Annotated in this window: 17 protein-coding genes; 11 read left to right on the top strand and 6 right to left on the bottom strand. The window is 52.0% G+C overall.

Features of this window, described 5'->3' with window-relative positions:
* The first annotated feature begins 28 nt into the window (after window positions 1-28).
* From agaC to D9597_RS18225, 5 genes are all read left to right on the top strand, one after another.
* The gene (agaC, locus tag D9597_RS18245) at window positions 29-832 is read left to right on the top strand and encodes a PTS galactosamine transporter subunit IIC (protein ID WP_130204632.1); all 804 of its coding nucleotides are present in this window, start codon (window positions 29-31) and stop codon (window positions 830-832) included.
* The gene (agaD, locus tag D9597_RS18240; protein WP_130223814.1) at window positions 822-1,613 is read left to right on the top strand and encodes a PTS galactosamine transporter subunit IID; all 792 of its coding nucleotides are present in this window, start codon (window positions 822-824) and stop codon (window positions 1,611-1,613) included. Before agaC ends, agaD begins: the two co-directional genes overlap by 11 nt.
* A 174-nt stretch (window positions 1,614-1,787) precedes the next feature.
* Entirely contained in the window at window positions 1,788-2,555 is a 768-nt protein-coding gene (locus D9597_RS18235) for a galactosamine-6-phosphate isomerase (RefSeq protein WP_130224065.1), read from the top strand.
* A 36-nt stretch (window positions 2,556-2,591) separates the two neighbouring features.
* Window positions 2,592-3,059 carry a type II toxin-antitoxin system RelE/ParE family toxin gene (locus D9597_RS18230; RefSeq protein ID WP_240780233.1) on the top strand — a complete coding sequence of 156 codons (468 nt, stop codon included), beginning with the start codon at window positions 2,592-2,594 and terminating at the stop codon, window positions 3,057-3,059.
* 2 nt (window positions 3,060-3,061) lie between these two features.
* Window positions 3,062-3,364 (top strand): helix-turn-helix transcriptional regulator, encoded by a 303-nt coding sequence (locus tag D9597_RS18225; protein WP_032281646.1) that lies wholly within the window; start codon window positions 3,062-3,064, stop codon window positions 3,362-3,364.
* Between the two features lie 42 nt (window positions 3,365-3,406).
* On the opposite strand, the gene rsmI is transcribed toward D9597_RS18225, so the two are convergent.
* Window positions 3,407-4,270, bottom strand: a complete 864-nt coding sequence (gene rsmI, locus D9597_RS18220; protein ID WP_000809258.1) for a 16S rRNA (cytidine(1402)-2'-O)-methyltransferase — start codon at window positions 4,268-4,270, stop codon at window positions 3,407-3,409.
* Between the two features lie 64 nt (window positions 4,271-4,334).
* Here rsmI and lpoA point away from each other — a divergent pair, with 64 nt between their 5' ends.
* From lpoA to dolP, 4 genes are read left to right on the top strand one after another with little or no spacing between them, the layout of a single operon-like run.
* A complete protein-coding gene (lpoA, locus tag D9597_RS18215; protein ID WP_130223812.1) occupies window positions 4,335-6,371 on the top strand; it encodes a penicillin-binding protein activator LpoA in 2,037 nt (678 codons plus the stop codon).
* On the top strand, window positions 6,329-6,724 hold the full coding sequence (locus D9597_RS18210; protein ID WP_130204624.1) for a YraN family protein: 396 nt from the start codon (window positions 6,329-6,331) through the stop codon (window positions 6,722-6,724). The genes lpoA and D9597_RS18210 overlap by 43 nt, the downstream gene beginning before the upstream one ends.
* A gap of 19 nt (window positions 6,725-6,743) precedes the next feature.
* Complete coding sequence (diaA, locus tag D9597_RS18205) at window positions 6,744-7,334, top strand: DnaA initiator-associating protein DiaA (protein ID WP_001158034.1); 591 nt, start codon at window positions 6,744-6,746, stop codon at window positions 7,332-7,334.
* 9 nt (window positions 7,335-7,343) lie between these two features.
* Complete coding sequence (dolP, locus tag D9597_RS18200) at window positions 7,344-7,919, top strand: division/outer membrane stress-associated lipid-binding lipoprotein (protein ID WP_000646037.1); 576 nt, start codon at window positions 7,344-7,346, stop codon at window positions 7,917-7,919.
* Window positions 7,920-8,031: 112 nt separating this feature from the next.
* Here dolP and D9597_RS18195 read toward each other — a convergent pair whose 3' ends face one another.
* Window positions 8,032-9,072, bottom strand: a complete 1,041-nt coding sequence (locus tag D9597_RS18195) for a permease (protein WP_130223810.1) — start codon at window positions 9,070-9,072, stop codon at window positions 8,032-8,034.
* Window positions 9,073-9,144: 72 nt separating this feature from the next.
* Entirely contained in the window at window positions 9,145-9,780 is a 636-nt protein-coding gene (locus D9597_RS18190) for an NAD(P)H-binding protein (protein ID WP_130223808.1), read from the bottom strand.
* Window positions 9,781-9,907: 127 nt separating this feature from the next.
* On the opposite strand from D9597_RS18190, the gene yhbO reads away from it, so the two are divergent.
* Entirely contained in the window at window positions 9,908-10,426 is a 519-nt protein-coding gene (gene yhbO, locus D9597_RS18185) for a protein/nucleic acid deglycase (RefSeq protein ID WP_130223806.1), read from the top strand.
* Here the strand turns inward: yhbO and D9597_RS18180 are convergent.
* Window positions 10,406-10,849 (bottom strand): YhbP family protein, encoded by a 444-nt coding sequence (locus D9597_RS18180; RefSeq protein WP_130223804.1) that lies wholly within the window; start codon window positions 10,847-10,849, stop codon window positions 10,406-10,408. The two genes, yhbO and D9597_RS18180, sit on opposite strands and share 21 nt — an antisense overlap.
* Before the next feature lie 50 nt (window positions 10,850-10,899).
* On the opposite strand from D9597_RS18180, the gene yhbQ reads away from it, so the two are divergent.
* The gene (gene yhbQ, locus D9597_RS18175; protein WP_130223802.1) at window positions 10,900-11,202 is read left to right on the top strand and encodes a DNA damage response exodeoxyribonuclease YhbQ; all 303 of its coding nucleotides are present in this window, start codon (window positions 10,900-10,902) and stop codon (window positions 11,200-11,202) included.
* On the opposite strand, the gene D9597_RS18170 is transcribed toward yhbQ, so the two are convergent.
* The gene (locus D9597_RS18170) at window positions 11,189-11,692 is read right to left on the bottom strand and encodes an N-acetyltransferase (RefSeq protein WP_000908554.1); all 504 of its coding nucleotides are present in this window, start codon (window positions 11,690-11,692) and stop codon (window positions 11,189-11,191) included. The two genes, yhbQ and D9597_RS18170, sit on opposite strands and share 14 nt — an antisense overlap.
* A complete protein-coding gene (locus tag D9597_RS18165) occupies window positions 11,686-12,210 on the bottom strand; it encodes an SCP2 domain-containing protein (RefSeq protein WP_046081285.1) in 525 nt (174 codons plus the stop codon). The genes D9597_RS18170 and D9597_RS18165 overlap by 7 nt, the downstream gene beginning before the upstream one ends.
* Window positions 12,211-12,324 lie beyond the last annotated feature (114 nt).

The raw sequence follows: 12,324 nt of genomic DNA, 5'->3' as shown, positions 1-12,324 counted from the left end.
GCCTTAATATTGGTTTGAGGTAATAAAAATGCATGAAATAACCCTAATTCAGGGATTATCCCTGGCGGCGTTAGTTTTCGTTCTGGGGATTGATTTTTGGCTGGAAGCCTTATTTTTATTCCGCCCGATAATCGTTTGTACCCTCACTGGCGCTATTCTCGGTGATATTCAGACCGGTTTAATTACCGGTGGTCTGACAGAGCTGGCTTTCGCCGGATTAACCCCTGCCGGTGGTGTTCAGCCGCCCAACCCGATTATGGCGGGTCTGATGACCACTGTCATTGCGTGGTCTACGGGCGTTGATGCCAAAACGGCAATTGGTCTTGGCCTGCCGTTTAGTTTGTTAATGCAGTACGTCATTCTGTTCTTCTATTCGGCATTCTCATTATTTATGACCAAAGCCGATAAATGCGCGAAAGAGGCGGATACAGCAGCGTTTTCCCGACTTAACTGGACAACGATGCTGATTGTCGCTTTAGCGTATGCGGTAATTGCTTTCCTCTGTACTTACCTGGCGCAGGGCGCGATGCAGGCGCTGGTGAAGGCGATGCCCGCCTGGCTGACCCACGGCTTTGAAGTGGCTGGCGGCATTCTACCTGCCGTTGGTTTTGGTCTGCTGCTGCGCGTGATGTTCAAAGCGCAATATATCCCTTACCTGATCGCTGGTTTCCTGTTTGTTTGCTACATCCAGGTCAGCAACCTGTTGCCGGTTGCCGTGCTGGGCGCAGGCTTTGCGGTGTATGAGTTTTTCAATGCGAAATCCCGGCAGCAAGCGCAACCGCAGCCCGTTGCCAGTAAAAATGAAGAAGAGGACTACAGCAATGGGATCTGAAATCAGTAAAAAAGATATCACCCGTCTGGGGTTTCGTTCGTCACTCCTGCAAGCGAGCTTTAACTACGAAAGGATGCAGGCGGGCGGTTTTACCTGGGCGATGTTGCCGCTCCTGAAAAAGATTTATAAGGACGACAAACCGGGCCTAAGCGCGGCGATGAAAGATAATCTCGAATTTATTAATACCCACCCGAATCTGGTCGGATTCCTGATGGGATTGTTAATTTCGATGGAAGAGAAAGGGGAAAACCGCGACACCATTAAAGGTCTGAAAGTGGCGCTGTTTGGCCCAATCGCCGGGATTGGCGATGCGATTTTCTGGTTCACTTTGTTGCCGATTATGGCGGGAATTTGCTCATCATTTGCCAGCCAGGGAAACCTGCTGGGGCCGATTCTGTTCTTCGCCGTGTACCTGATTATCTTTTTCCTCCGCGTCGGCTGGACCCACGTTGGTTATTCGGTCGGCGTAAAGGCTATCGATAAAGTTAGAGAAAACTCGCAGATGATCGCCCGTTCGGCAACCATCCTCGGGATCACGGTAATCGGCGGGCTGATCGCTTCATATGTGCATATTAACGTGGTGACGTCGTTTGCTATCGACAGTACCCACAGCGTCACCCTGCAACAGGATTTCTTCGATAAAGTCTTCCCGAATATTTTGCCGATGGCTTATACCCTGCTGATGTATTACTTCCTGCGGGTGAAAAAAGCGCATCCGGTGCTGTTAATCGGCGTGACTTTTGTGCTTTCCATCGTTTGTTCCGCCTTCGGCATTTTATAAATAAAACGAGGCACTGCGTCTGGCGGTGCCTCAGATTGTTAACAAAAATCGCTTTGTTCATGCCGGATGCGGCGTTACCGCCTTATCCGGTCTACAAAATCATGCAAATTCAATATATTGCAGAAACGATGTAGGCCTGATAAGCGTAGCGCATCAGGCAATTTTGCGTTTGCCATCGGTCTGAGCATCGCACCTGACGGAGCCTCTTTACTTAAGGAATTTCATCCTGTGCAAATCCTTCAGCAAGTTGAAAACTATACGGCGTTAAGTGAACGCGCCAGCGAATATTTATTAGGTGTGATTTGTAGTAAACCGAACGCCGTGATCTGCCTGGCGACCGGAGCCACGCCATTACTGACGTATTATTATCTGGTGGAAAAAATCCACCAGCAGCACGTTGATGTCAGCCAACTTACCTTCGTCAAGCTCGACGAATGGGTGGATCTGCCATTAACCCTGCCCGGCACCTGCGAAACCTTCCTTCAGCAACATATCGTGCAGCCGCTGGGGCTACGTGAAGACCAGCTCATCAGCTTTCGCTCTGAAGATATTAACGAGACGGAGTGTGAGCGGGTGACAAACCTGATTGCGCTTAAAGGTGGTATCGATTTGTGCGTACTTGGACTGGGGAAAAACGGTCATCTGGGGCTGAACGAACCGGGAGAAAGCCTGCAACCGGCCTGCCATATCAGCCAACTTGATGCCAGAACGCAGCAACATGAAATGTTAATAACCGCGGGTCGCCCCGTAACCCGGGGGATCACCTTAGGACTGAAGGATATTCTCAATGCCCGCGAAGTTTTGCTACTGGTGACTGGCGAAGGAAAGCAGGATGCAACAGCGCGTTTTCTCACGGCTAAAGTCTCCACCGCTATCCCAGCTTCGTTTTTATGGCTGCATAACCATTTCACATGCGTGATTGATGAGATGTGTCGTCGTTAACATCCCCCTTTGCCCGGCAAAATAAGAAAAGTGCTCATGAGTTTTGAGCACTTCGTTCCGGTTCAGTATGAACGTCCTCCGTTATTATGCCATCACAATGTAAACCTAAAGGTTGACAAAAAGATGGTGAAAAATCAGACTAACAAAAAACGTGATAAAAATTTTCCAGTCATGCTGTTAAGTGTGGCCAGAAAGGAATTGTTTGATCTTAGTGCAATCGATCGAGCGGAATTCATTGCTGCTATTGACGATTTCGAAGAGTTAGGTCCCTGCTCTTCCCTGGTGAATACCGAAAAAGTTCAAGGGGATATGTATGAAATTAAAACACATAGTCAGAGCCATTGGTTAAGGGGTTTTTATTTTCACTTTCATCAAGGGCTATGGGTCATCACACATATCTTTGCTAAAAAAACGAACAAAACGCCTAAAGCCAACATCGAGTTAGGTTTAGCACGTTATAAGGCCTTACTTTCGACAAACAAAGCAAGCCTCCAGGAGAAATAGAAATGAAGAAAAATAACGAGTTACATCACTGGGAAGACGTGAAAACAGAATTACTTAAGGACGAAGCAACCGCTAATGCTCTTGATGTTGTTGTACAACGCAAAGCGGTTCTTTCCCAACTCGTGGAAAAACGCAAAGCCCTCAATCTGAGCCAAACCGCAGTGGCGAAGCAACTTGGTGTTACCCGACAAGCGGTGAGTAAATTTGAAAAAGGAGAAAGTTCACCAACATTAGATGTTGTTTTTAGCTATGCAAATGCTATCGGCATCGATCTGTTCGGCTCACTAAAAAGACTGATTGTTTAGCAAGTGGCCCCTGGGTTCTTCAAACGGGGCCACGGAGAGATATCACTCCCCCTGTTGCTCCAGCGCATACTTATACAGCGCATTTTTCTTCACGCCGTGAATTTCTGCCGCCAGCGCCGCCGCTTTCTTCAGCGGAAGCTCGGCCTGTAACAGCGCCAGCGTGCGCAGCGCATCTGCGGGTAAGTCGTCTTCCTGCGCCTTATGGCCTTCGACAATCAGCACCATTTCGCCTTTGCGGCGGTTTTCATCTTCCTTTACCCACGCCAGCAGCTCGCCAACGGGCGCGCCGTGAATGGTTTCCCAGGTTTTGGTGAGCTCACGTGCCAGCACCACGTAGCGCGATTCGCCTAATACCGCAACGATATCTTCAAGGCTATCTAGCAGACGGTGGGTCGATTCATAAAAAATCAGCGTACGTGGTTCCGCTTCAATGGCTTTCAACGCATCGCGGCGGCCTTTTGATTTGGCAGGCAGGAAGCCTTCATAACAAAAACGATCGGATGGTAAACCCGCGGCGCTTAACGCAGTGATGGCAGCACACGGTCCGGGTAGCGGCACCACGCGAATCCCCGCTTCACGGCAGGTACGCACCAGATGGTAGCCAGGATCGTTAATTAGCGGCGTCCCGGCATCGGACACCAGCGCAATGTTTTGCCCCTCTTGCAGCTTCGCCAGCAGCGTTTCGGCTTTTTGTTGTTCATTATGGTCATGAAGCGCGAACAACCGGGCGTTTATGCCAAAATGTTGCAGCAGTAAACCGGTATGACGGGTATCCTCGGCAGCAATCAGATCAACGGCCTGCAATACCTCAAGCGCACGCTGGGTAATATCCGCCAGATTACCGATTGGCGTAGGTACAATATAGAGCTGGCCTTGAGAATTATCCGCCGATTGGTGTTGTTTCATTGTGTCGTCCGTATTGCCGATTTAATATTGAGCATTGCGTAAAAAAAATATCACTGGATACATTATGGTACCCTCAACATTTTCTCGTTTGAAAGCCGCGCGTTGTCTGCCTGTTGTTCTGGCAGCCCTGATTTTCGCCGGTTGTGGCACCCATACCCCCGATCAGTCCACTGCCTACATGCAGGGGACGGCGCAGGCCGATTCTGCCTTTTATCTTCAGCAGATGCAGCAAAGCTCTGATGATACCAGGATCAACTGGCAATTACTCGCCATTCGTGCACTGGTGAAAGAAGGCAAAACCGGGCAAGCGGTGGAATTGTTTAATCAGCTACCGCAAGAACTAAACGATACCCAGCGTCGCGAGAAAACGCTGCTGGCGGTAGAAATCAAGCTGGCGCAAAAAGATTTTACTGGTGCACAGACCTTGTTGGCAAAAATCACGCCGACCGATTTAGAACAAAACCAGCAAGCGCGCTACTGGCAGGCGAAAATCGATGCCAGCCAGGGACGTCCTTCCATTGAATTACTGCGTGCGTTAGTCGCCCAGGAACCTCTGCTCGGCGCGAAGGAAAAGCAACAGAATATTGACGCTACCTGGCAGGCGCTATCGTCCATGACCCAACAGCAGGCGAATACGCTGGTGATTAACGCCGACGAAAATATCCTGCAAGGCTGGCTGGATCTGCAACGCGTCTGGTTTGATAACCGTAACGATCCCAACATGATGAAAGCCGGGATCGCCGACTGGCAAAAACGTTATCCGAACAACCCGGGCGCGAAAATGCTGCCAACACAGTTGGTAAACGTAAAAGCGTTCAAACCAGCGTCAACCAATAAAATCGCCCTGCTGCTGCCGTTGAATGGTCAGGCTGCGGTATTTGGTCGCACAATTCAGCAAGGCTTTGAAGCGGCGAAAAACATTGGCACTCAGCCAGTGGCGGCTCAGGTAGCTGCCGCACCTGCCGCTGACGTAGCAGAACAACCCCAGCCACAAACCGTGGATGGCGTTGCCAGCCCGGCACAAGCCTCGGTTAGCGATCTAACGGGTGAAGAAACCGCAGCGCAGCCGGTGCCTGTAAGCGCCCCTGCGGCAAGTACTGCGGCGGTAAGCACGCCAGCGAATCCAGCCGCAGAACTGAAAATCTACGATACCTCATCACAACCGCTTAGCCAGATCTTAAGCCAGGTTCAGCAGGACGGCGCGAGCATTGTGGTCGGTCCGCTGCTGAAAAATAACGTTGAGGAGTTGCTGAAGAGCAACACGCCACTGAACGTACTGGCGCTGAATCAGCCGGAAAATATCGAAAACCGCGCTAATATCTGTTACTTCGCGCTATCGCCGGAAGATGAAGCACGCGATGCGGCACGTCATATTCGTGACCAGGGGAAACAGGCGCCGCTGGTACTGATCCCGCGCAGTTCGCTTGGCGACCGCGTAGCAAACGCCTTCGCGCAAGAGTGGCAGAAATTGGGTGGCGGCACCGTTCTGCAACAAAAATTGGGTTCCATCAGCGAATTACGCGCGGGCGTGAACGGCGGCTCCGGCATCGCCTTAACGGGTAGCCCGATTACCCCCAGAGCGACAACCGATTCCGGCATGACCACAAACAATCCGACGCTGCAAACCACACCAACCGATGACCAGTTCACTAATAACGGTGGTCGTGTCGACGCGGTCTATATTGTGGCAACGCCGGGCGAAATCGCTTTCGTCAAACCGATGATCGCCATGCGTAACGGCAGTCATAGCGGCGCAACGCTGTACGCCAGTTCCCGCAGCGCACAAGGCTCCGCTGGCCCTGATTTCCGACTTGAGATGGAAGGATTACAGTACAGCGAGATCCCGATGCTGGCAGGCGGTAATCTGCCGTTAATGCAGCAGGCACTAAGCGCGGTGAATAACGATTATTCGCTGGCTCGCATGTATGCAATGGGTGTTGATGCATGGTCGCTGGCAAATCATTTCTCACAAATGCGCCAGGTTCAGGGTTTTGAAATCAACGGTAATACCGGAGGTCTGACGGCTAACCCGGATTGCGTGATTAACAGGAAGTTATCATGGCTACAGTACCAACAAGGTCAGGTAGTCCCCGCCAGTTAACCACTAAACAGACCGGCGATGCGTGGGAAGTACAAGCGCGTCGCTGGCTGGAAGGCAAAGGACTGCGGTTTATCGCCGCTAACGTGAACGAGCGTGGCGGCGAGATCGATCTGATAATGCGTGAAGGCCAGACCACCGTTTTTGTCGAAGTGCGCTACCGCCGCTCTGCCCTATACGGCGGCGCGGTAGCCAGTGTGACCCGCAGCAAACAACACAAATTATTACAGACTGCCCGCTTGTGGCTCGCGCGTCATAATGGGAGTTTTGATACTGTGGATTGCCGGTTCGATGTGGTAGCCTTCACCGGGAATGAGGTTGAGTGGATTAAGGATGCCTTTAATGACCACTCATAATTAAGGTTTAAGGATTAGCGTGCAAGAAAGAATTAAAGCTTGCTTCACTGAAAGCATTCAAACTCAAATTGCGGCGGCAGAGGCGCTTCCGGATGCCATCTCCCGTGCAGCCATGACGCTGGTTCAGTCTCTGCTCAATGGCAACAAAATCCTCTGTTGTGGTAATGGAACCTCCGCTGCCAACGCACAGCATTTTGCTGCCAGCATGATCAACCGTTTCGAAACGGAGCGGCCCAGCCTACCTGCCATTGCACTAAATACTGATAATGTTGTCTTAACGGCGATTGCCAACGATCGCTTACATGATGAAGTGTATGCAAAACAGGTGCGGGCGCTGGGTCATGCGGGAGATGTATTGTTAGCCATTTCCACCCGTGGCAACAGCCGCGATATCGTAAAAGCGGTTGAAGCCGCCGTTACGCGTGATATGACCATTGTGGCATTAACCGGCTATGACGGCGGTGAACTTGCTGGTTTGTTAGGGCCACAGGATGTAGAGATCCGCATTCCTTCACATCGTAGTGCTCGCATTCAGGAAATGCATATGCTGACGGTAAATTGCCTGTGCGATCTGATCGATAACACGCTTTTCCCTCACCAGGATGATTAAGGAGAATACATGAAGGCATTATCGCCAATCGCAGTCCTTATTTCCGCGCTGCTGTTGCAAGGTTGTGTTGCCGCTGCCGTAGTGGGTACCGCTGCTGTGGGTACCAAAGCCGCAACTGACCCACGCAGTGTCGGTACCCAGGTGGACGATGGTACTCTGGAAGTGCGCGTGAACAGCGCATTGTCGAAAGACGAACAGATTAAGAAAGAAGCGCGCATTAATGTAACGGCCTATCAGGGCAAAGTGCTGCTGGTTGGGCAGTCACCAAACTCTGAGCTTTCGGCTCGCGCCAAACAGATTGCTATGGGCGTAGACGGTGCCAACGAAGTGTATAACGAGATTCGTCAGGGCCAGCCGATTGGTCTGGGCGAAGCGTCTAACGATACGTGGATCACCACCAAAGTGCGTTCGCAGCTCTTAACCAGCGATCTGGTGAAATCGTCCAACGTGAAAGTGACCACCGAAAATGGTGAAGTGTTCCTGATGGGGCTGGTGACTGAACGTGAAGCGAAAGCAGCGGCAGATATTGCCAGCCGGGTGAGCGGCGTGAAGCGTGTAACCACAGCGTTTACGTTTATTAAATAGCAGCCCTTGTAATGCCTGATGCGACGCTTGCCGCGTCTTATCAGGCCTACAACGATACAAACCGTAGGTCGGATAAGGCGTTTACGCCGCATCCGACATGTTTTCCCTCAAATTAGAACAACAGCGCCAGCCCGCCGACAATCACGCCTGACACTGCCACCATCGCCCCCGTCAGCCATAAGGCTTTCGCCGGAAACGCTTTACGCAACATTATCAACGACGGCAAACTTACCGCTGGAAGCGTCATCAACAATGCCAGCGCCGGAGCAGTTCCCATACCTGCCAGCATCATCGTTTGTACAATCGGAATTTCTGCTGCCGTGGGAATGACAAACAAGCATCCTGCTACCGCCATCGCCACCACCCACATCAGGCTGTTATCGACAGCACCATCGGCATGGGGGAATAACCAGACGCGAGCGGCACCCAACGCCAGTACTGCAAGGATATAAACCGGGATCGTACTCCAGAAAAGCGTCCATAGCGCCCTGCCCCAGCGGCTAAAAAACCCGCCCTGCACTTCCGGCATGTCAATTTCGACTGGCATCTGCGTTTGCGGTGTTTCACGCACCCATTTTTGCACCAGCGTCGCAATCAACAACACCATCACCAGCCCCGCCACCAGACGAATCGCGGCAAAGCCCCAGCCAAGGACAAAGCCCATAAACACCAGCGTCGCCGGGTTTAACAACGGATTCCCCATCCAGAATGCCAGTGCACCGCCCATCGACACCTGTTGGCGACGCATCCCTGCCGCGACCGGAGCCGCACAGCAGGTACACATCATACCCGGCAGCGAAAACAGCGTTCCCAGCAGCGTGCCGCGAAAGCGTGATTGCCCAAGCGTGCGCAGCAGCCAGTCACGCGGGATCAGCACCTGTATCAACGAACCGAGGATCACCCCCAGCACCGCCGCTTTCCATACCGCGAGGAAATAGATCATCGCGTAATCCAACGCCGCCTGCCACGGATTAGCATCCGCCTGCGCAAGGATAGATTTACCGATACTGTGGGTTTCAGCGGCAGTAAAGGCTTTGCCGTAGTAAGGTTGCCATTTCACATACCAGAGACCGGCAATGACAACGAGAAAGAAAAGCGCGGGTTTCCACCACTGAATGGGCGTTGCCGCCTGAGATGAAGACTGACCAGTCATAGCATTCCCCAGGAATAAGTTATGATAATTGAGCGCGTGAATATTACGCTCACTATCAATTCTTGGGAATAATTATTCAGCTCTTTTGCGTAATTCTGAAGAGCTTAAAATAGTCACACCTTCATGCTCGGGCCGCATCGCCTCTGCCAGCATGACCCGCGCCACGTCTCTCGCATCAATGGATTTCCAGTTACCGGGTAACAAACGGAACAGCGGCGCAAAAAGCGTTTCGTTCATTCGCTGTTTGCTACGATCGCCCAGCAACATCGACGGGCGAGCAATGGTCAATTTCGGCCAGTTCTGGGCAATTAATGCTTCTTCCATCTCCCCTTTGACGCGGTTATAGAAAAACGGCGAATGGGCATTAGCACCCATAGCACTGACCACCAGCATATGCTGCGCGCCCAGTCGCCGCCCGGTTAATGCGGTGTCCACAACCAGCGTGTAATCGGCATGAATAAACGCCTCTTTGCTCCCCGCTTCTCGCCGCGTGGTGCCGAGACAACAAAACACAATGTCGATGGGATCGGTGACCTGCGCCAGCGCGTCGGTCAGTTGCGGATCATGGGGGTTAAACACCCCTGGCATATCGCCCAACGGGCGTCGCGTCGGCGCGGCTATGGCGTTAACTTTCGGTTCGTTAATCAACATCCACAGCAGATGACCGCCCACCAGCCCCGTTGCGCCTGTAATCAGTACCTGACTCATCTTCGCTCCTTTACAGAATTGTCCGCCTTGCGCTCCCTGGTACATGCACCAGGCTTAATAGTCTACGAGGTAATTATCCCCGATCGTGAGAAATTCGCCTCATCCAATGCAACAACGCGGAGGAAACATGAGTAAGAAGATTGCCGTTTTAATCACTGATGAATTTGAGGATTCAGAATTCACTTCACCCGCAGACGAGTTCCGTAAAGCCGGACACGAAGTGATTACCATTGAAAAACAAGCGGGTAAAACGGTGAAAGGCAAAAAAGGAGAAGCCAGCGTGACCATCGATAAATCCATCGATGAAGTGACGCCAGCGGAGTTTGATGCCCTGTTGCTACCGGGTGGTCATTCACCGGATTATCTGCGTGGCGACAACCGTTTTGTCACCTTTACCCGTGATTTTGTGAATAGCGGCAAACCTGTTTTCGCCATCTGTCACGGCCCGCAGCTGCTGATCAGCGCCGATGTGATTCGGGGGCGCAAACTGACCGGCGTTAAACCGATCATTATTGATGTTAAAAACGCGGGCGCGGAATTTTACGATCAGGAAGTAGTGGTCGATAAAGATCAGCTGGTTACCAGCCGGACGCCGGACGATCTGCCAGCGTTTAACCGCGAGGCGTTACGCCTGCTTGGTGCCTGAGTTACGTAGCCAAATCATTTTTTTACCAAAGCCCAGCGTGTTGTCGGTGAATTTGATTTCATCGAGCCGGATTTCCCACACCGGGGCCGACAGCATTCTGGCAACCGGAAAGCGACGATTGTACGCCTTGCGCGCAAGGTCGCTTTCCTCACCTTCCAGCCTGCGGATCTCGCCTTTAAACTGCACACCGCGAATTAACGCTACCGTTTTCGGCTGACCGTTTACCGTTCCGGCCACCGCCGCCTGCGGCCCGCTCATCTGCGCATGACGCGTTTTTTCTTCCGTCAAAATGTAGAAGGCGACTTTCTGCGCATCAAAAAGATAAAAGGCATTAGCGCACCACAGTTCCCCTTCCTGCTGCACACACCAGGTGACAACATGTTGTTTTGCCAGCCAACGGCTGATGGCGGTGAGTGTTTCCATTGCTGTTCTCTTTTATACTGTGGGCCAGACCTTAACATGTGACGCAGACGATGACACCCTGGTTTCTTTACTTGATCCGTACCGCCGACAATAAGCTTTATACCGGGATCACCACGGATGTCGAACGCCGCTATCAGCAGCACCAAAGCGGCAAAGGGGCGAAAGCACTGCGCGGGAAAGGAGAACTAACGCTGGCGTTTTCCGCGCCAGTGGGCGACCGTTCGCTGGCATTACGGGCGGAATATCGCGTTAAGCAACTGACCAAACGGCAAAAAGAGCGTCTGGTAGCGGAAGGCGCAGGGTTTGCAGAACTGTTGAGCAGCCTGCAACCCCCAAAGATTAAAAGCGATTGAAATGCTCGTGATACTCAACCAGACCGGTTACGCCATTCAGCGCGTCATCCGCTAAACGATGTACCTGGAAGGCGCTTTCAGTGCCCGGCCAGCGGCAACGCAGATCGTGATGCGCCGCCAGTTCAAAGCCAAAACGGCTGTACAGCGCCGGATCGCCCAGCGTCACCACTGCGGCATAGCCAAACTCATTAAGCGAATCGAGTCCTTCATAGACCAGTTGGCGTGCCAGCCCCTGTCCACGGTATTTTTCATCAACCGCCAACGGAGCCATGCCGACCCATTGCAGGTCTTCGCCCTGCACATCAACCGGACTAAATGCCACATAGCCAATGACCTGACCTTCGTCATCTGTCGCCACCAGCCCCAGCGTCAGAAAGCCATCTTCACGCAGATCGTGAACCAGCTTCGCTTCCGCATCACTTTCGAATGAACGACGCAGCAGGGCATCAATACCCGGCGCATCAATGGGAATTTCTACTCGAATTAGCATGGTTCACCTACCGATGTCTGTTTGGTTTCAGGCGCGGTTTTCATTCCCGCCTCAACAAAATCCGCCAGTTGCAGCAGCATCATACGTAAGGCTTTCGGCATCTGCTCCAGTTCAATGGCGTCCATCAGGTTTTTCACATACAGCCCCAGCTCCGTATCGCCTTCAATCATCAGCCGACGCTGGAAGAAGAGCGTGTCTGGATCTTGTTTACGCGCCGCAATCATCAGCAGATCGCTGGCGTCGGCACTAAAACTCACATCAGCTTGCGCGTTCTGGCTGACCACCAGTTTGCCATTCACCACCGAGGTAAACCATTGCAGGTCAATATCACGCACATGAATACTTAACCAGCGGCCTTCAAGAAACTCCAGCTCGCCGTCGTCCAGCGCCTGACGGAATTGCCAGCTTAAGACCTGCTCAAGAACCTGGCGTTTAAGCGCAAATGGCGTCAGTTTTACCGGTACACTCAACAGAGATGGCCCCAAATGCACAATGCGGGAACGCAGTTTATCCAACACGAGTTTTACTCCCTGCTTCAACAATCATCCTATTTTGCCATATTGGAAAAATAACATAGCGGTATAAATCAACAATTCCATATGAAATTGCAGCTACCACCAATACAACTTTAA

The organism is Escherichia sp. E13S3 (assembly GCF_004212325.1).
Classification (GTDB): domain Bacteria; phylum Pseudomonadota; class Gammaproteobacteria; order Enterobacterales; family Enterobacteriaceae; genus Escherichia.
This window is presented reverse-complemented; position numbering and strand designations above follow the sequence as displayed.

What these genes read in the sequence shown, in the direction of transcription:
- agaC (WP_130204632.1), top strand. Translation starts at nt 29, where the DNA reads ATGCATGAAATAACCCTAATTCAGGGATTATCCCTGGCGGCGTTAGTT.
- agaD (WP_130223814.1), top strand. Translation starts at nt 822, where the DNA reads ATGGGATCTGAAATCAGTAAAAAAGATATCACCCGTCTGGGGTTTCGT.
- D9597_RS18230 (WP_240780233.1), top strand. Translation starts at nt 2,592, where the DNA reads ATGAGTTTTGAGCACTTCGTTCCGGTTCAGTATGAACGTCCTCCGTTA.
- D9597_RS18225 (WP_032281646.1), top strand. Translation starts at nt 3,062, where the DNA reads ATGAAGAAAAATAACGAGTTACATCACTGGGAAGACGTGAAAACAGAA.
- rsmI (WP_000809258.1), bottom strand. Translation starts at nt 4,270, where the DNA reads ATGAAACAACACCAATCGGCGGATAATTCTCAAGGCCAGCTCTATATT.
- lpoA (WP_130223812.1), top strand. Translation starts at nt 4,335, where the DNA reads ATGGTACCCTCAACATTTTCTCGTTTGAAAGCCGCGCGTTGTCTGCCT.
- D9597_RS18210 (WP_130204624.1), top strand. Translation starts at nt 6,329, where the DNA reads ATGGCTACAGTACCAACAAGGTCAGGTAGTCCCCGCCAGTTAACCACT.
- dolP (WP_000646037.1), top strand. Translation starts at nt 7,344, where the DNA reads ATGAAGGCATTATCGCCAATCGCAGTCCTTATTTCCGCGCTGCTGTTG.
- D9597_RS18195 (WP_130223810.1), bottom strand. Translation starts at nt 9,072, where the DNA reads ATGACTGGTCAGTCTTCATCTCAGGCGGCAACGCCCATTCAGTGGTGG.
- D9597_RS18190 (WP_130223808.1), bottom strand. Translation starts at nt 9,780, where the DNA reads ATGAGTCAGGTACTGATTACAGGCGCAACGGGGCTGGTGGGCGGTCAT.
- yhbO (WP_130223806.1), top strand. Translation starts at nt 9,908, where the DNA reads ATGAGTAAGAAGATTGCCGTTTTAATCACTGATGAATTTGAGGATTCA.
- D9597_RS18180 (WP_130223804.1), bottom strand. Translation starts at nt 10,849, where the DNA reads ATGGAAACACTCACCGCCATCAGCCGTTGGCTGGCAAAACAACATGTT.
- yhbQ (WP_130223802.1), top strand. Translation starts at nt 10,900, where the DNA reads ATGACACCCTGGTTTCTTTACTTGATCCGTACCGCCGACAATAAGCTT.
- D9597_RS18170 (WP_000908554.1), bottom strand. Translation starts at nt 11,692, where the DNA reads ATGCTAATTCGAGTAGAAATTCCCATTGATGCGCCGGGTATTGATGCC.